19 protein-coding genes and 1 tRNA gene are annotated in these 16,252 nt (G+C 46.4%); 8 read left to right on the forward strand and 12 right to left on the reverse strand.

The window, feature by feature from the left end; translation table 11 throughout:
- The first annotated feature begins 192 nt into the window (after positions 1-192).
- On the forward strand, positions 193-1,998 hold the full coding sequence (locus tag IQE94_RS07885; RefSeq protein WP_223343091.1) for a SpoIIE family protein phosphatase: 1,806 nt from the start codon (positions 193-195) through the stop codon (positions 1,996-1,998).
- Here the strand turns inward: IQE94_RS07885 and IQE94_RS07890 are convergent.
- Together IQE94_RS07890 and IQE94_RS07895 are read right to left on the reverse strand one after the other, a co-directional pair.
- Positions 1,995-2,675 carry an ATP-binding cassette domain-containing protein gene (locus IQE94_RS07890; RefSeq protein ID WP_212717287.1) on the reverse strand — a complete coding sequence of 227 codons (681 nt, stop codon included), beginning with the start codon at positions 2,673-2,675 and terminating at the stop codon, positions 1,995-1,997. The two genes, IQE94_RS07885 and IQE94_RS07890, sit on opposite strands and share 4 nt — an antisense overlap.
- On the reverse strand, positions 2,672-3,739 hold the full coding sequence (locus tag IQE94_RS07895) for an aromatic ring-hydroxylating dioxygenase subunit alpha (protein ID WP_212717289.1): 1,068 nt from the start codon (positions 3,737-3,739) through the stop codon (positions 2,672-2,674). The genes IQE94_RS07890 and IQE94_RS07895 overlap by 4 nt, the downstream gene beginning before the upstream one ends.
- Before the next feature lie 150 nt (positions 3,740-3,889).
- Between IQE94_RS07895 and IQE94_RS07900 the strand changes: the two genes are divergently transcribed.
- The gene (locus IQE94_RS07900; RefSeq protein ID WP_212717290.1) at positions 3,890-4,807 is read left to right on the forward strand and encodes a S1 RNA-binding domain-containing protein; all 918 of its coding nucleotides are present in this window, start codon (positions 3,890-3,892) and stop codon (positions 4,805-4,807) included.
- A 372-nt stretch (positions 4,808-5,179) separates the two neighbouring features.
- Here IQE94_RS07900 and dnaG read toward each other — a convergent pair whose 3' ends face one another.
- The 8 genes from dnaG to IQE94_RS07940 form a co-directional block, all read right to left on the reverse strand.
- The gene (gene dnaG, locus IQE94_RS07905) at positions 5,180-7,087 is read right to left on the reverse strand and encodes a DNA primase (protein ID WP_223343093.1); all 1,908 of its coding nucleotides are present in this window, start codon (positions 7,085-7,087) and stop codon (positions 5,180-5,182) included.
- A 151-nt stretch (positions 7,088-7,238) separates the two neighbouring features.
- Complete coding sequence (gene psbA, locus IQE94_RS07910) at positions 7,239-8,321, reverse strand: photosystem II q(b) protein (RefSeq protein ID WP_028949231.1); 1,083 nt, start codon at positions 8,319-8,321, stop codon at positions 7,239-7,241.
- Positions 8,322-8,804: 483 nt separating this feature from the next.
- Positions 8,805-9,407, reverse strand: coding sequence for an L-threonylcarbamoyladenylate synthase (locus IQE94_RS07915; protein WP_212722336.1), 603 nt, complete (start codon positions 9,405-9,407; stop codon positions 8,805-8,807).
- Positions 9,408-9,465: 58 nt separating this feature from the next.
- Positions 9,466-10,191 carry a photosystem II repair protein Psb32 gene (gene psb32 / locus IQE94_RS07920; RefSeq protein WP_223343096.1) on the reverse strand — a complete coding sequence of 242 codons (726 nt, stop codon included), beginning with the start codon at positions 10,189-10,191 and terminating at the stop codon, positions 9,466-9,468.
- A gap of 201 nt (positions 10,192-10,392) precedes the next feature.
- Complete coding sequence (locus IQE94_RS07925) at positions 10,393-10,605, reverse strand: glycogen debranching protein (RefSeq protein ID WP_190597433.1); 213 nt, start codon at positions 10,603-10,605, stop codon at positions 10,393-10,395.
- Positions 10,606-10,662: 57 nt separating this feature from the next.
- Positions 10,663-11,190: a hypothetical protein gene (locus tag IQE94_RS07930; protein ID WP_223343098.1), complete on the reverse strand. Its 528-nt coding sequence runs from the start codon at positions 11,188-11,190 to the stop codon at positions 10,663-10,665.
- Positions 11,191-11,232: 42 nt separating this feature from the next.
- Positions 11,233-11,697, reverse strand: a complete 465-nt coding sequence (locus tag IQE94_RS07935) for a universal stress protein (RefSeq protein WP_212717297.1) — start codon at positions 11,695-11,697, stop codon at positions 11,233-11,235.
- Between the two features lie 260 nt (positions 11,698-11,957).
- Positions 11,958-12,031, reverse strand: a tRNA-Arg gene (locus IQE94_RS07940).
- Between the two features lie 130 nt (positions 12,032-12,161).
- On the opposite strand from IQE94_RS07940, the gene petG reads away from it, so the two are divergent.
- Entirely contained in the window at positions 12,162-12,278 is a 117-nt protein-coding gene (gene petG / locus IQE94_RS07945) for a cytochrome b6-f complex subunit V (protein ID WP_010872858.1), read from the forward strand.
- A gap of 240 nt (positions 12,279-12,518) precedes the next feature.
- Here the strand turns inward: petG and IQE94_RS07950 are convergent, their stop codons facing one another.
- A complete protein-coding gene (locus tag IQE94_RS07950; RefSeq protein WP_212717299.1) occupies positions 12,519-13,283 on the reverse strand; it encodes a metallophosphoesterase family protein in 765 nt (254 codons plus the stop codon).
- A gap of 229 nt (positions 13,284-13,512) precedes the next feature.
- Positions 13,513-14,028, reverse strand: a complete 516-nt coding sequence (locus IQE94_RS07955; RefSeq protein ID WP_212717301.1) for a ComEA family DNA-binding protein — start codon at positions 14,026-14,028, stop codon at positions 13,513-13,515.
- Between the two features lie 131 nt (positions 14,029-14,159).
- Here IQE94_RS07955 and IQE94_RS07960 point away from each other — a divergent pair, with 131 nt between their 5' ends.
- From IQE94_RS07960 to IQE94_RS07980, 5 genes are read left to right on the forward strand one after another with little or no spacing between them, the layout of a single operon-like run.
- On the forward strand, positions 14,160-14,786 hold the full coding sequence (locus tag IQE94_RS07960) for a precorrin-8X methylmutase (RefSeq protein WP_212717303.1): 627 nt from the start codon (positions 14,160-14,162) through the stop codon (positions 14,784-14,786).
- Between the two features lie 32 nt (positions 14,787-14,818).
- A complete protein-coding gene (locus IQE94_RS07965) occupies positions 14,819-15,268 on the forward strand; it encodes an EVE domain-containing protein (protein ID WP_212717305.1) in 450 nt (149 codons plus the stop codon).
- A 59-nt stretch (positions 15,269-15,327) separates the two neighbouring features.
- Positions 15,328-15,465 carry a 50S ribosomal protein L34 gene (gene rpmH, locus IQE94_RS07970; protein ID WP_010872863.1) on the forward strand — a complete coding sequence of 46 codons (138 nt, stop codon included), beginning with the start codon at positions 15,328-15,330 and terminating at the stop codon, positions 15,463-15,465.
- Positions 15,466-15,474: 9 nt separating this feature from the next.
- Positions 15,475-15,849: a ribonuclease P protein component gene (gene rnpA, locus IQE94_RS07975; protein WP_212717307.1), complete on the forward strand. Its 375-nt coding sequence runs from the start codon at positions 15,475-15,477 to the stop codon at positions 15,847-15,849.
- Entirely contained in the window at positions 15,821-16,216 is a 396-nt protein-coding gene (locus IQE94_RS07980; RefSeq protein WP_194016018.1) for a PH domain-containing protein, read from the forward strand. The genes rnpA and IQE94_RS07980 overlap by 29 nt, the downstream gene beginning before the upstream one ends.
- Positions 16,217-16,252 lie beyond the last annotated feature (36 nt).

Raw genomic sequence — 16,252 nt, forward strand, 5'->3', positions numbered from 1 at the left:
GGAGCTGAAGTAATTCAAAAGAGATTATAGCTTAATTTAATAATAATTAAGTCAAATTGAATTAATCTTTGTTAAAAAGCTCAGGTACAGTATTTAAGGGTTTCGATAAGTTTTGATAATCGCTTAATCATTGGCAAAAACTAAAATAGTCTGTAAAACTAGCTTGATTAACCATAATTTCTTTGGTAGATGATGAATCATTCTATTAAGTCAGTTGATATAGAAAGCGCTACTGCTTTCATTCGTCATGAACTCAGAACTCCCATTAATGCAATTGTTGGCTACGGAGAAATGGTTCAAGAAGAGCTCACGGATGCCAACTCCCCCCTAGCAGAAGAATTAGATGCATTACTAGTAGAGGCACAAAAATTACTTGAAGCTATCAACTTATTTGTTAAGCATTCTGACGGAGAAGAGAAGTCGGATTTTCATAAGCTTTTTTCCACTATTCCCCATAGCACTAATTCTTCTATTACTAAAATTATTCTTTCCTGTAATAATTTACTCAAAGCAGAGGAATGTGTTAATCAACTCGGCCTTACTGAAGACATTAAAAAAATAGAATTAGCGGCCTTGCGCTTACAGGGATTAGTGAATAATATTGAATCGATTTTCACTAATTTTTTAGAGTCATTAAATCCTGTTCACGAAGCCGATTTATCTCCTCAATTAACTTCTGCATCTTCCTCAACTACCAACGAAATAATTTTGGGTAGCATCAAAACTAATAGTATTGAGGGAAGGGAACTGCTAACGGGAAAAATTTTAGTGGTAGATGATAGTCCTAGCAATTTAGATTTATTTTTTCAGCACTTAACCCGTAAAGGTCATACAGTTACCACTTGTTTAAGTGCGAAGGAAGCATTGAACCTCCTCGAAAGTCAGAGTTATGATCTAATCTTGCTGGATCTGTTAATGCCGGAGACTAATGGAGACCAGTTTTTAGAATATTTAAAAACCAGTGTAGAGTTTCAGCATATTCCGGTCATTATTGTTTCAGCTTTAGATGAATTTCAAAGTATTATTCGTTGCATTGAAATGGGAGCAGAGGACTTTTTGCCCAAGCCTTTTGATCCAGTGTTGCTCAAAGCCCGCATTGGTTCTTCCTTAGAAAAAAAGCGTTTACGGGATCAAGAAAAATTATACACCCAACAGGTGGAAGCCCTTTCAAAAATAATGGCCAAGGAGCTAGAGAAAGGTAGGCAAATGCAAAAGAATTTTTTGCCAGCCCATTTATTAACTAGGAAAGGATGGGAATTTACCGCTTACTTTAGTCCTGCTCAACAACTGGCTGGGGATTTTTATGATTTGTTCGAGCTTCCAGGCGATCGCCTGGGGGTGGTAGTGGCAGACGTTTGCGACAAAGGGGTAGGAGCGGCATTATTTATGGGACTATTTCGCAGTTTAATTCGTATTTTTTCGGGGCAAGCGGCCCTGGATGGTTTAATCAATCCTTCCTTTAATTTACCTGGCGGCCAAGATCTAAAAATCAACCTAAACGATTTGCTGGATGGCGTTAATTTTGAACCATTGGAGTCTATTAAATTAATCAATAATTACGTCGCTTTTAACCACAGCGAAGCTAGTATGTTTGCGACAATTTTCTTTGGTATTCTAGAGCCTAGCACAGGAAAATTATCTTATATTAATGGTGGTCACGAACCAGTTTTTATTGTTGACGCTAACCATCAATTAAAAGCCAAATTAACTTCTACTGGGCCAGCAGTGGGGATGTTGCCGGATTTGGAATTTAAGACGGGGGCAGTAATTTTAGAACCGGGGGATTTATTGTTGTCCTATACCGATGGTGTAACGGAAGCTAAATCACCTGCAGGCAATTTCTTTGGCAAGGAAAAACTATTAGAAGCCCTAGGTAGTCAGTTTAATTCCGTTGACCAGTTAATGCTTAATATCAAAAATTCCCTGGGCGAGCATATGGGGGAAGCGGAGCAGTTTGATGACATTACTTTACTGGCGGTTAAATTTCAAGCAAGCTAATTTTTTTTGAGAGTAATTTCCTGTCCTAATTGTCCTTGGTTAAGGGTAAAAATACGTTGACAAAAACTTTCTAAATATTTCGGTGTGTGGTTAACCATAACCATGGTGGTGCCATTCTCTTGGTTTATCAATTTTAGCTGGGTCAAAACCCTTTGAGCTAGGGCCGGATCAAGGGCCGAAGTAGGTTCATCCAACAGAAGAATCCGGGGACTTAACATGGTGGCTCGCACCAGGGTAACCAATTGCCTTTGCCCCACAGAAAGCTGTAACTCGTTGCGGTCTAGCCAATCACTGGGAATTTCCCAAATATCACAGGCTCGAATCCGTCGCCGTTGACATTCTGTTTTGCTGACTTTCTGTAATTCTAGGGGATAAATTAAGCTTTCTTCCACTGTCATACCTAAAAGTTTTGGCTCCTGGGGCACTAAAACTATTTCTTGACGCAGTTGCTGAATTGGGTATTTATTTAAAGCTTTTTCATTATAAAAGATAGTACCTTGACTTATTTCCTGAAGTCGATTTAATAGCCGTAGCAATGTAGTTTTACCTGCCCCCGATCGCCCTTGCAGACCAATAATTTGTCCATGGTCAATGTGGAGAGAAATATTATTAAGTAAAACGGTGGAGCCGGTTAAGTCCGTGGTGCTAACCCCGATTAGTCTAATTAAAGAAGTCATGCACTCTCCGAGGCCTGTTGACGAATTAATTGCTGTACCTTAGCTAGGGCTGGGTTAACTTCCACATTTTGGCGATCGGGATTTTGTTCAAACGCTGCTTGTTCCTGGGTAATCATGCGAATATCTTGGTCAATCAACCCCTCCAGCAAAGGCCGGGCTGTTCCGGATAACCAATTTTTCAAAAAACTTCTAAAGGCAATGGGTAATTTATGCAGTTTAGGAAAAGCTTCTAGGGAAGTAAAATGAACTAAATAAGCTTTGGTTTGATTAGGAGAAACAGGACAAAATAGGCAGTAAATTTTAAAGTCTGCCCCCAACGTAGATGACCAATGGGGATAAATATAGCTCACCCGTAAATTTTCTGGATGCAATCGCCGTAGGGCTGGGAAGAATAGTTGGGAAATGGACCAGATTTTATCAATTTTGTAATAACTTTGGGCGTCGTAGTCCACCACTACCCGATCGCCACTAGTTTCAATTTGTCGTAGGGAAGCGGAGGCCCAAGCCTGGTAATTATCATGCAAATGCCCATGGTGCATATCCATTAAATTTTCGATCAAATAGGAAAAGTGACCAGGACAATCAAAGGCGGCAAAGCTACCAATGTAGTTTAAATGGTGCCACTCCGGTATGGCCAAGGGTTCCGGTCCATGGCTAGCAAGATAATCTAAATCGCCTGGATAAAGCCAAATAAACCCATCTTTTTCCTGCACAGGATAGGTGCGCAAACGACAAGGAGGAAGTTTTTGAGCTTCGCTAAAGTACGGAATCTTCGTACAATGACCCTGGGTATCAAACTGCCAGCCATGGTAAGCACACTCTAAATTATTGCCCAACACCTTCCCTTCACTCAATTTCACCTGACGATGGGGACAACGATCCTCCACCGCCCGCACCTGGCCCTCCTGATCCCGATAAATAGCGATCTGCTTTTCCCAAAGAATAACTCCCAGCGGTCCCTGGCCCAATTCCCCCGCCTGGGCCACCACATACCAATGGTTGAAATTGATCGGGGTAGTACGAAGCACAGATAATGCTTGACTATGGGAAGAAAGAGCGCTCATTAGCAAGCCAACGACAGTGGTAAAGGTAAAGGCAAAAAACTGATCTCACCCAGGCAAGGGTAGTCCCAAACTGGAACTAGCTCGTCACGAAAGTCCCAAGCAATCCTGCTAGAATAAGGCATTCAAACTGATTTTTCAATCTGTCCTCGTATGCCTTCTTCCCCCAACAGTGCAGCCTTTTCCCTTGACGAATTTGCCAAAGCCCTAGACAAACACGATTACCATGCTGAGAAAGGCCAAACCGTCCATGGCAAAGTCTGCCAGCACGCTAACGAGGGAGTTTATGTGGATTTTGGTGGTAAATCCCCTGGCTTTGTCCCTCTGCAGGAATTAGGATTAAGGCCCCACGCAGAGATTGAGGAAAGTTTTCCCCTCGACAGTGCTTGGGATTTCCTCGTCACCAGTGAGCAAAATGATGAAGGGCAAGTAAGGCTTTCCCGGCGTCAGTTGCAAATCCAGCAATCTTGGGAAAATTTGGCAGAGTTGGAGGAGAGTGGCAAAACCCTAGAAATGGTTATCACTGGCACCAATAAGGGCGGTGTCGTCGGGGATGTGGAAGGATTGCGCGGTTTTATTCCCCGGTCGCACCTCATGCACAAAGACAATATGGAGGCCCTGGTGGGGCAAGTGCTGAAAGCCCATATCCTTGAGGCTAACCGGGATAACAATAAATTGGTGTTGACCCAGCGTCGCATTCAACAGGCTGAATCCATGGGCAAAATTGCGGCGGGCAATATCTACGAAGGCAAAGTGGCCAAAATCCAGCCCTATGGCGTGTTTGTAGAAATTGAAGGGGTAACGGGGCTACTCCATGTCAGCCAAGTCAGTGGTACTAGGGTCGATTCTCTCAATACCCTGTTCACGTTTGGCCAAGCCATCAGTGTCTATGTCCAGGAAATTGACGAGTATAAAAATCGCATTTCCCTTTCCACCCGCATTTTGGAAACCTATCCGGGGGAACTGGTAGAAAAATTTGACGAGATGATGGTCGATGCCCCCAATCGCTTACCCCTGGTACAATCCAAGCAAAATTTGCACGATAAACAGGAACAACTAGAAAAAAATTAAGGCAGTTACCTGTTAACCAAAAAGAGTCAGAGAAACTCTCCCTGACTCCACCAAATGTTGTTGTTGCTTGAGGAAATCTCAGTGGCGGTTTCCCAACTCGCGCAGTCCTTGATTTCTGTATAAAAAATTGTAACATGGAACACGATTTTTGTAACAAAAAATAAAGTTTGGTTATTTCCTGCCCCAATTTTGCCTCAAAGTCCTTATTCTGGAAGGCTATAGCCGTTCTTTCCTGACGGGCTAGACTAGAGAAAATTCGGTTCTCTACCTGGTTAGGCTTGTGGTCAGACCAGATTTTATCCCGCCATAGAAGACGGGAGTATGGGAAAAATTGCAATTTCTCCCTAGGGTGAGACTCAGGCAATAAATCCATCAATTGACCGGTGGGTTCAGTCGTTGACTCTCCAGCCGTTGAATTTCTTGTCGGGCCTTTTGCCATTGCTGTTGATAATAACGAAAATCTTCTGCCTGGGTGCAGGGATCCAACTGTTGCAGTTTACCAAAGCAATGCTTTTGATAATTTTCCCAGGGAACTTTTTCCATAATAGCGATCGCCTCTGGGATTCGCAGATTAGCCTGAAACAGTTCTTCCTCGCTGGTTTCCGTCAGTTGAAACAGGGATTCGACGGGCTTAAAGTCCTCCTCCTGCTCCAGATAGGCTAATTGCACTAACAAGGGCAACTGATTATCGGGGTCGGAGTCCAAATTAAAATGCTCCCGCACCTGGTCAATTTTTTGCCACAGTAAACGATGGTGAGCAAAGCTAAATAAAAGATCATTTTCTGTCAATATTTGGTCAATAGTTGACCGTTCCTGGGGACAGTGGAGGTAAATTTTCAACAATAGAGCCTCTGCCTTCTCTAGCAAACTACTAGTGGGATCCTTGGCCTGCCAAGGCCTAGACCTATTTTGTCCAGGGCGATCGCCATAAGTGAGTTGACTGGAAAGATTATTAACTTGCAAACCAATTAGACGACTGTCTCCCTGGCTCAAAATTTCTCCGCACAACTGTAGATAGTAAGCCCGTTTATTTTGGTCTGTTAAACGTTTTAGAATCTCAACCATACCCCGGGCTACCTGTTCAAAATCAAGGGGATCTTTAAGATTTTTTTGCTTAAGCAATTGCTGAACTTGCCAATCCACCCAGAGGGGAGCCTGCTTAACTAAAGTTTGGTAAATTTCTTTATTTTCAGGACTGCTGTGAATAAATTCATCAGCATCTTTCCCCGCTGGTAAATTCAAAATACGTAAATTAACTTGGCCACTATAAACCAAAGGCTCAATTTCCTGAATAGCCCGTTGGGTAGCATTAATGCCCGCTTTATCCGCATCAAAATTAAAAATAATTTGCTTTGATTGACTAAAACGCATCAAACTTTGCACCTGGTCTCGACTTAGGGCCGTACCCAAGGCCGCCACCGTTTGCTTAATACCACTTTCATGCAAGGCAATAACATCAAAATAGCCCTCTACTAAAATTGCTTCATCTACTTTTTGAATAGCAGTTTTAGCTTGGTCTAAACCAAACAAAGTCTTGCTTTTATGAAATAAAGAAGTCTCTGGAGAATTGAGATATTTGGGCTCATCGTTTCCTAAAGTTCTGCTACCAAAAGCAATCGCCCTACCCTGAATATCCCGAATCGGAATCATTAAACGATGGCGAAATTGATCATAATATCCAGTACCAGATTGGCGAGCCTTAATTAAACCAGCCTGTTCCACTGCCGCTACCGGATAACGTTTTTGCTCTACCAAGTAACGATAAAGAGTTTCCCAACTAGCCGGGGTATAACCCAACTGAAATTCTTGAATTGTAGTGGAAGATAAACAACGTTTTTGACGTAAATAAGTTAGAGCTTCCTGTCCTTGGGGCTGAAAAAGAGTATGGTGATAAAAACCAGTCGCCACCGCCATAATTTCATAGAGCTGCTCCCGCAGAGATAGTTGCCGTTGTAATTCTTGTTTTTGCTCCGGCTCTAGGGTTTGAATTTGTATTTGATAGCGGCGGGCCAAGTCTAAAGCCACATCCGTAAAGGAACGTTTACCCAGTTCCATTAAGAAATTAAAGGCATTGCCCCCAGCCCCACAACCAAAACAATAATACATTTGCTTGGCTGGGCTGACACTAAAACTCGGTGACTTTTCGTCGTGGAAAGGACATAGACCAAGGTGATCCCGTCCCCTTTTCTTCAGCACAACATAATCGCCGATAATTTCGACAATGTCTATTCTTTGCTTAATTTCTTGGATGGTGTCTGGGTGGAGACGGAGATTGTCCATGGTAAATCGGCATACTCTCCTTCTAAGAGTGGCGATAGGGAGAGATAGTTGTCAACTTAAGCGGTGTTCAAGGACAGTAACCAAGCAAAAAGCACCCCCCGGAAAGGAGAGTGCAATTCGCTGATTATTCAATTGGCATTACACCAAGGAATTAACCATTGATAGCAGGAGCGGTCAAAGCCACAGGAGCTTGCTCCCCAGAAGCTAAGTCGAGGGGGAAGTTGTGGGCATTGCGTTCGTGCATTACTTCAAAACCGATGTTGGCACGGTTCAACACATCAGCCCAGGTGCCGATTACCCGACCTTGGCTATCCAAGATGGACTGGTTGAAGTTGAAACCGTTCAGGTTGAACGCCATGGTGCTTACACCCATCGCAGTGAACCAGATGCCGATAACAGGCCAAGCACCCAAGAAGAAGTGCAAGGAACGGCTGTTGTTGAAAGAAGCATATTGGAAGATCAACCGACCAAAGTAGCCGTGGGCGGCAACGATGTTGTAGGTTTCTTCTTCTTGGCCGAATTTGTAACCGTAGTTTTGGGATTCAACTTCGGTGGTTTCACGCACCAAGGAGGAGGTTACCAAGGAACCGTGCATGGCGGAGAACAAAGAACCACCGAACACACCAGCCACACCTAACATGTGGAAGGGGTGCATCAAGATGTTGTGCTCAGCTTGGAACACGATCATGAAGTTGAAGGTACCAGAAATACCCAAGGGCATACCATCAGAGAAGGAGCCTTGACCAATGGGGTAAATCAAGAATACAGCGGTGGCAGCGGATACGGGGGCAGAGTAAGCCACACAAATCCAAGGACGCATACCCAAGCGGTAGGAAAGTTCCCACTGACGACCCATGTAGCAGAAAATGCCGATGAGGAAGTGGAATACTACCAACTGGTAAGGACCACCGTTGTACAACCACTCATCTAGGGAAGCAGCTTCCCAGATGGGGTAGAAGTGCAGACCAATGGCGTTGGAAGAAGGTACAACAGCACCAGAAATGATGTTGTTACCGTAGAGCAAAGAACCAGCAACGGGCTCACGGATACCGTCGATGTCAACGGGAGGAGCGGCGATGAAGGCAATGATGAAGCAGGTGGTGGCAGTTAAGAGGGTGGGGATCATCAGAGTACCGAACCAACCGACATAAATCCGGTTGTTGGTAGATGTTACCCACTGACAAAACTGTTCCCACAAGGAAGCGCTTTCGCGCTGTTGGAGAGTCGTTGTCATTTGGTTATAATTCCTTATGTATTTGTCAAGGTTCGAAAGGCTTGGCGTTGAGTTCGGAGATTTCCTCGCTCGTCAGCCGGTTTTGTATGTATGTAACCAACATAACAAGATTGTAACAATTTGTAAATAGCTTGCCGCAACAAATTTGTCTAGTGGATGGTTGTTAGGGGTTGCCGATCGCCGTGGGCAAGGTGATGGTAACCTTTGTCTGGCATAGGATTGACGCAATTAATGGTGAGGGAACCGTGCATTTTGTTAAGTATTTTGTAACAAAAATGCCAGCGAGTGGCGGCGGAGAGGATTGGGGGAAAGCCGTTGGGATTCTCATTTTTCTCATCCGTCGCCGTAATTTCCCACCAGATTTCTTCGGGATAGGAGCAATCCGGTGCCAGGGCGGTCTATTGTTTACCAAACAGGGATTGAATTGGAAGAGTAATTAGATTCCATTCGGGCTTCAGTCTGTTGTCGTGGGGAGATCAAAAGTCAATAATCCTGCAACACAACTTCTCCTTGGCGCAGAATTCGAAAGATTTCGTTTGCTTCATCCCATTGGGCAACGGTGGACGGCAGACCTTTACCAATTGGTCCCTGTTGCTCCAGACTGAGACAATCCAAGCAGTTTACAATAGGGAAAGTTTCGGCAATATCGACCAACTTTTCCAGGGGGGGCTGTCCCGATAAATTGGCACTGGTGGTGGCCAAGGGGCCCGTTTGCAGCAAAATTTCCAAGGCGATCGCCTGATCGGGAATGCGGACCCCAATGGTTCGGTCTTGGCGAGGGTTAATTTCCGGGGGCAACTTCTCACCGGACGGCAAAACTAGGGTTAACGCACCGGGCCAATATTTTGCCATTATTGCCTGCCACACTTGTCTTTCCCGTTGACTGCCTGCCAGGTAAGGAAAAATTTGCTCCACGGTTGCCGCCATGAGAATCAATGGTTTACTAGTTTCTCGTTGTTTAAGCTCATAAATTAAACCTGAGTTTTCTGGACGCACCGCCAAGGCCGGCACTGTGTCCGTGGGAAAACTGACCACCCGATGGGCGATCGCCGCTGAGACTAACTCCGATTGACTGACTAGGGGCACGGTTAAGTCCGACTCATCAAATTCAACATCACTATTGTTACCAGGCAATGCTCATTGTTCACCGTCCCGGTAAGCCCACGTACCAAAAGTAAGTCACCATGGGAATTAGGGTTGCCAACGCCAACAGCACTACTACCCAAATGGTGGCACTGGTATCGTCGGTTTCTTCCGCCGTGGTGAAAGTTCCTTCCAAGCTAATTTCTTCCAGAACTGGGGGGCCGGGGTCCGGTTGTCCAGCCAAAATGGCGCCCAAACGTTTGTTTGCTTCAATTAACGCTTGGTTATACTTTGCCCCATCCTTAAGGGGGACTGCCAGGGTTTCCCGCAGTAAACTATCGACCATCTCATCGGTTAATAGGGCTTCCGCCGCCTCTCCCCGACGCAAAGCAGTGCTGTTGGTGAGGGTATCTAGCACTAATAGGGTTTGATTACTCTGGCTGGTTTCATCGGGATACCAGCGTTCAAACAGATCATTAACAAAGCCGTCGATGGTAACATCAAAATCCAAACGGCGGATAACCACAAACCGAGCTTCTTGCCCACTGGACTGGGCTAATTTTTTTAGATCGCCATTTATTCTGTTTTCATTGGCCAGGCTGATGGCTTCTGCTTGATCCACCAAAAAAGTCTTAGAGGCAGGGGCCAAAACTGGCAGATCGTAAACGCCAGTCGCCAAGACTGGGGCTGGGCTAAGACCCAACAGTACTAGGCTTAAAAACAAAGAACTGAGCAAACGTCTACAAACAATACTCAGATTAAAGGGATGGTGAGGGGCGACAGTCATGGGCAATTGCCGGTAAAACTCCACTCTTCAGCTTACCAAAAACAGGTCAAAGGAAAATTTTGACAGGGGCAACAACTGTTGCAAAATGATGAAGTTGTCAAGTCAAGCCCTGGTTACTGTGCTCTTTGACGCAGAAATTAAAGGTTTCTAAGTCTTATAACAACGAAAAGTTTTGAAGATTAGGACAGCCGAAAAGTTTGGCTAAAAACTTAACTTAAGGGCGTTGACAGGGACATCATCCCAGGAGCCAACTATGCGGAGTTGCGCTGTCCATCCTTCTGCTTTTTGGGCAGGGGTCAGATTTTCCTGCCAAGAACGATGGCAATCCTGGGCGGCTTCTTCGTCCAAACAAGCAATGCAAGCATAGATAATGCCTGTGGGATCTAGCTGTTCATTGACCCAAATTTTTTCCATGAAGTGTTTTTCCTTGGCTGACAAAGACCACCGACGGTGGCTCTCAACTTAAGACTATCAAAAGTCTTGACTTCTCGACTTTTCGGCGGCAATAACCAAAAGCAAATTTTTTAGCTGGACTGTGACTGATGCCGCAGTGTAGGGGTCATCCGGGTCAGGGGGCTTACCGGGAATTTCAAAATGGGGTCGTTCGCCATAGATTTGTCCCCAACGAAAATCCGCTTGACGCACAATTTCTTTCAACAGGGCAGAATTATCTAGCAACTGCTCCACCATGGTGTTCAGCGCCATTAGGGGAAACTCCAAGTGTTTACTAATCAAAGCATCTGCTTCGTCAATGCGATTTTGCAGCACCAACAACAATGCCCCCTCGGAATCCCGCAAATGATCGTTGACAAATAATTTCAGCTCCGTCTTTCGCTGTATCAATTTAGGTACGGGAGACTCTCCTTTGAGAAAATCCCCCCCTGCCTGGCCAATCACATCGGCCAAAGTTCTTTCCCTACCGGCGATCGCCTCTAGAAAAATTTGTCGGTCTTGGTTTGATGCCGATGCCGACTCGGGGTGATGGGGTAAATTCGTCATCAAAAAATCAGGAGAATTCCAGCGGGTGAAGGGACAATCTAGCTAATGTTGGACAATCAACACCGAGCATTGCACATGGTGAATGACATAACTACTGACACTACCTAAAAATACCTCCGCTAAACCCTTCAGTCCCCGGCGACCGAGCACCACTAAGTCTGCATCCCAATTCTTGACCATGTCACGAATCCACCGCCCCGGTTCCCCTACTTTCACATCCCACTCACATTGCAATCCATCTTCCTGCACCTTTTGGACGATGGATTGCAGCCACTCCCGGGCCTCCGTTTGTCGTTCTTCCAAATGCTCTTGAATTACTTGGGAAAAGCCAATGGCTGCCTCCCCATAAAAGCTGGGGTAAATACTCAAATCTTGACTGTCCACCGGAATACAGTAGAACAGCATTAACTGAGAAGATTCCTTCTGGGCCAGGGCGATTGCCTGCTGTAAAACTTCCTTGGCCAATTCAGAGCGGTCTAAGGCGACTAAAATCCTTCCGTAGCCCATGGTGGAAACTCCTGCCCCATATCTGCGGCCTAGCAAAACACAGGTGCATCAAACTCACCTTCATACTTCTAATTTTAGCTTTTAGGTTCTGGGGGTGATGTAATTTTTGGTTCAGCAGTAGGAAATCCTGGGAAATCCACAGTCCACTACATCCTGTCTTCAAGCCAGCAAGCTGGACATACCGGAGCTAAATTAATAAAAAACTGGGTCCAACTAGGGGAACCCAGTTCAGCGATAATAATCGGCGTGAAGCCAAAAAACGGGCTTGGAGGGACTCGAACCCCCGACCTCGTGGTCCGTAGCCACGCGCTCTAATCCACTAAGCTACAAGCCCTAGCCGTTTACCTGACGATTTATAACACTATCACAGTGGTCGAAATTTCCGCAAGCTTTTTGGATAGGGAGCACTGGGGGAATTTTTGGTAGGATAGCAAAGATAATAAATAACCCTTTGGAGAAAACCTGTGATCGAACCCCTATTGCTCGGCATTGTACTTGGACTGATTCCTGTAACCCTAGCGGGGCTGTTTGTGGCGGCCTACCTGCAGTATAAGCGGGGCAACCAGTTCAACTTGGATTAGGGAACCTCCGTCATCAGTCATTTTCCCAAAATAAATACTTTCCGGCCTGGCCGAAGATTTGGCGCAGGAAAACCCCAATTTCAGCAGTAGCGAGTTGGGGCTTAGTTTTGGTTGGTCTTGGTAAAAAAAAGAATCGGCTAATTTTCTTGACCTCCACCAGAGGTTCTTTCTAGCCGACTGCGGTCAAGTGTTTCATTGGCAAGCATCCGGCAAATATACCAAATATTTTTTCTGCTTAGGTTACCCCAGCAGACCTCTTTTTTTCCCTTTTTGCCGGGAACGATGGAAATTTTTGGGGGGTAGGGCAACCACCGCATCTTCCAGGGACAGACGCCGGACTTCGTTGGTGAAAATATGAGCTTGATAAACTTCTTGGTTATTCAGCTCTAGGGCCGTGAGCCAGCCACTTTTGGGGTGATAGGCTCCAGTGTCAATATCCAACCAACCCGGACCCGAAACTAATTTGCCTGGCTCCACATCGGCAAAGGTGAAAGTTATGGTGTGCCCGGTGATAATTAACTTATTGGCAAAATAGGGATAGGGGTAGCGGTGAAATTCGTCCCTAATCCAACAGAATTGGGCTTCTCCCTGCTCTTCGATGGGGAGGCGGGGATCCACCCCGGCATGAACTAGCCAAACGTCCCCCAAATCGAGATAGAGGGGTAAATTACGCATCCAGTCCACATGACTTTGGGGAATCTGGTGGTCATAACTCTCTAGGGTTGATTTGCCGCCGCTATAAATCCAAGCGTGGAGTGACTGAGGAGAAAAGTTAACGCCCCCCACCGCATCCAACATCATTTGTTCATGGTTGCCCAACAGGCAATGGTATTTGTTGCCCATGACGAAGTCCACCACTTTAGCGCTTTCCGGCCCCCGGTCAATCAAATCACCGACAAAGTAAACCCCATCCCGGTCATTGGGGGCGATCGCCTCGAACAAATTAGTAAGGGCATCGAAATGGCCGTGGACATCACCAAAGATAATGCGTCGAGGATTGGGCATGGATCAAGCGAGCCGGGGCAGGGGGAAATTTGCAGGACAGTCTAAAACAATTGCAGAAACAAGTCTCTAAAGGTTAGGGAAGGGTCGAGATGGGCAAGGGATAAATGGTTTAACTTGGGTTGATTCCCTAGTCCAATATAGTCCAAGGTCCAGATAATGGAGTTTTTCCCGGCTTCAGGGAGTGATCAGTCCAAAATGTTGGCTAGTTTGAGAGTGGTTTTAGAACTTTTTAGAACTGTAGATAGTGAAGCAGTTGGGTAATCAGTGCTACCGGTAATCCCAAGCGTTTTTGTAAGTCCCCCAGGTTACGATATTCTCCCCTGGTTTCCCTTTCTTGTAACAAGGCAGTGGCGATCGCCGGGGAAAGGTTGGGCACAGTGAGCAATTGGTTAAGGTCAGCTTGGTTAACGGGAATTTTTGGTGGAGCTAGTAGACTGTCTGGGTCAGCATAGGTAAAGGAAAGAATGGGTTCCCAAGGCTTAATTTGTTGCACAGGGACATTGAGGGCGGCCGCCAAGTCCTCCAGGGCTAAAAATTGCACCCCCAGGTTGCTCAACTCCTTCAGTTGTCGGGCTTGATGAATGGATAACCCCGGCAGGCGCAACCACTCATCCACTGTGGCCTGGTTGACTTCGATCCTGAGCCCCAACTCGCCGGCGATCGCCAATTCTTGCCAAGATTGAAAACGGTAGTAGGGATCGCTTTGCAGACGGTGTTGGAGGGCCCGACGACGAAAATTGACCATGGCCAAGGGGAAGGAAGGGTAACAAATACAATTCTAGTAGAGAAAAATCCCCGCCACTCCACCATCTGGGATTGTAGAAATAGGGGAAGATGGTATGGAGGCATTTCATCCCCTGCACTGGCACAAGCATAATGAATTGGCATATTAGCGACGCCCAAAACCTGGCCACCATCGATTATGAAATCGGAGACCATGGCCATACCCCTGCCCAGTATGAAATTCTGCGGCGAGTTATCTACGCCACTGGGGATTTTGAGTACCTTAAGCTACTGCATTTTTCTCCACGGGTACTAACCATCGGCGCCGCCGCTCTAGCTTCTCGCACGACAATTATGGTGGATGTGCCCATGGTGCAGGTGGGCATTGTCCCTACTTTGCAAAAAACTTTTGCCAACCCTGTTTACTGTGCTACCCAAAGCATCACCAGGCCCCAAAAGGAAAGAACAGAAGAAGCTTGGGGTATATTCAACCTCGCCCACCGTTACCCAGATGGGATTTTTGTGATCGGCCATGGCCAAACCGCCTTAGATGCGCTGATGGAGTTAGTGGCAGCCCAACGTATCCAGCCAGCCCTGGTCATTGCCACCGCCACCAATTTTGGCGATCGCCGGGACGTAGAGTTAAATTTGCAAGAAGCTAATATTCCCCACATCACAGTCCAGGGAAGAAAAGGGGGAGCGGAGGTGGCCGTGGCCATCATCACCGCCCTAGTGGATTTGGCTTGGCAGGCCTACGAACAAAGAGCCCATCTAAATTAGTCATTTCCAACCTTTCCACACCAGATTTAATTATGGCTTTTTGGCTGATGAAGTCCGAACCCGTCACCTATGGCATTCACCATCTCAAAGCGGAAGGAGAAACCCTCTGGGATGGGGTGAGAAATTACCAAGCTCGCAACTTTTTACAGTCCATGGCCGTGGGAGATCAAGCTTTTTTTTACCATTCCAACTGCAAGCCACCGGGCATTGTCGGACTAATGACCATTACCGCCGCGCAAGTGGTGGACCCCACCCAGTTTGACCCTGCCAGCCCATACTTTGACCCCAAGGCTACTCCGGAAAAGCCCCGCTGGTTCACCATTAAAGCCCGTTTTACCAGAGAATTTCCCCAGATGATTACTTTGCCGACCCTTAAAGCACAGTTTAATCCGGAGGAATTGGGAGTGCTAAAAAAAGGTAACCGTCTTTCCGTGCTTCCCGTCTCCCCGGCGATCGCCAATCGAATTTTAGAGTTAGCTTAATCCATAAGCAGTGATACAATCGGAGACTGTGTCTTTTTTTGTGGAGTAACGAACGGGTCATGACTCAACGAACCCTCGGCGGAACCAACCGCAAACAAAAACGTACTTCCGGTTTCCGGGCCAGAATGCGTACCCATAACGGCCGGAAAGTTATCCAGGCGCGCCGGAGCAAAGGTCGTCATCGCTTGGCTGTATAGTTTCCTTCCGTGGGACTACCCAGAACACTGCGCTTAAAACACTGGCAAGATTTCCAGACTGTTTATCAGCAAGGAAAGCGACACCGTCACAGCAATTTACTAATGCGGGTTCTCGGCGATCGCCCGACCGGCCATAGCCGCTTTGGCATCACCGTCAGTCAAAAAGTTAGTAAGAAAGCCACGGTTAGAAATCGCCTAAAACGTCAAATTCGTGCCGTCATTAACCATTTCCAGCCCCAAATCAAGCCGGGCTTTGATGTGGTGATTATTGTCTTGCCCCAGGGCATTGGGTGCAATTATGAACGTTTTTTGCGAGAATTAGAGCAGTTATTTAGCCAAGCCGGGATTATTGACCATGGGCATTCGAGAAACCACCTACTATGAGGGCGGCCCCCACATCGGGGACTTAATCGTCAATATTTTATTGGGATTTACCGTCATCTTTCTCCCTTTGACCATTGGGGCGATCGTCCGGGCCATCTGGCTCCGTTACAAAATCACCGATCGCCGTATTTCCGTCACCGGCGGTTGGATGGGCAAAGACCGCACTGACATCGTCTACGGAGAAGTGGCCAAAATGATTAAAATGCCCAGGGGCATAGGCATCTGGGGGGATATAGTTGTCACCCTCAATGATCGTTCTCGGCTAGAACTGCGGGCCATGCCCAACTTTCGGGAAGTCTATGACTATATGGCAGAACGGGTTGCCGACAAAACCGGCCGCCCCCTGGAAGCGATCACCCAAAACTAAGACCAACGGTCATCAATGGTATTAATCAAGCACTGG

Origin of the sequence: Synechocystis sp. PCC 7339, assembly GCF_019924095.1 — a bacterium.
In the GTDB taxonomy this organism is placed as follows: domain Bacteria; phylum Cyanobacteriota; class Cyanobacteriia; order Cyanobacteriales; family Microcystaceae; genus Synechocystis.

What these genes read in the sequence shown, in the direction of transcription:
- IQE94_RS07935 (WP_212717297.1), bottom strand. Translation starts at nt 11,697, where the DNA reads ATGGGCTACGGAAGGATTTTAGTCGCCTTAGACCGCTCTGAATTGGCC.
- psb32 (WP_223343096.1), bottom strand. Translation starts at nt 10,191, where the DNA reads ATGACTGTCGCCCCTCACCATCCCTTTAATCTGAGTATTGTTTGTAGA.
- IQE94_RS07965 (WP_212717305.1), top strand. Translation starts at nt 14,819, where the DNA reads ATGGCTTTTTGGCTGATGAAGTCCGAACCCGTCACCTATGGCATTCAC.
- IQE94_RS07960 (WP_212717303.1), top strand. Translation starts at nt 14,160, where the DNA reads ATGAATTGGCATATTAGCGACGCCCAAAACCTGGCCACCATCGATTAT.
- psbA (WP_028949231.1), bottom strand. Translation starts at nt 8,321, where the DNA reads ATGACAACGACTCTCCAACAGCGCGAAAGCGCTTCCTTGTGGGAACAG.
- IQE94_RS07950 (WP_212717299.1), bottom strand. Translation starts at nt 13,283, where the DNA reads ATGCCCAATCCTCGACGCATTATCTTTGGTGATGTCCACGGCCATTTC.
- IQE94_RS07895 (WP_212717289.1), bottom strand. Translation starts at nt 3,739, where the DNA reads ATGAGCGCTCTTTCTTCCCATAGTCAAGCATTATCTGTGCTTCGTACT.
- IQE94_RS07890 (WP_212717287.1), bottom strand. Translation starts at nt 2,675, where the DNA reads ATGACTTCTTTAATTAGACTAATCGGGGTTAGCACCACGGACTTAACC.
- IQE94_RS07885 (WP_223343091.1), top strand. Translation starts at nt 193, where the DNA reads ATGAATCATTCTATTAAGTCAGTTGATATAGAAAGCGCTACTGCTTTC.
- IQE94_RS07980 (WP_194016018.1), top strand. Translation starts at nt 15,821, where the DNA reads ATGGGCATTCGAGAAACCACCTACTATGAGGGCGGCCCCCACATCGGG.
- IQE94_RS07930 (WP_223343098.1), bottom strand. Translation starts at nt 11,190, where the DNA reads ATGACGAATTTACCCCATCACCCCGAGTCGGCATCGGCATCAAACCAA.
- IQE94_RS07925 (WP_190597433.1), bottom strand. Translation starts at nt 10,605, where the DNA reads ATGGAAAAAATTTGGGTCAATGAACAGCTAGATCCCACAGGCATTATC.
- dnaG (WP_223343093.1), bottom strand. Translation starts at nt 7,087, where the DNA reads ATGGACAATCTCCGTCTCCACCCAGACACCATCCAAGAAATTAAGCAA.
- rpmH (WP_010872863.1), top strand. Translation starts at nt 15,328, where the DNA reads ATGACTCAACGAACCCTCGGCGGAACCAACCGCAAACAAAAACGTACT.
- IQE94_RS07900 (WP_212717290.1), top strand. Translation starts at nt 3,890, where the DNA reads ATGCCTTCTTCCCCCAACAGTGCAGCCTTTTCCCTTGACGAATTTGCC.
- IQE94_RS07955 (WP_212717301.1), bottom strand. Translation starts at nt 14,028, where the DNA reads ATGGTCAATTTTCGTCGTCGGGCCCTCCAACACCGTCTGCAAAGCGAT.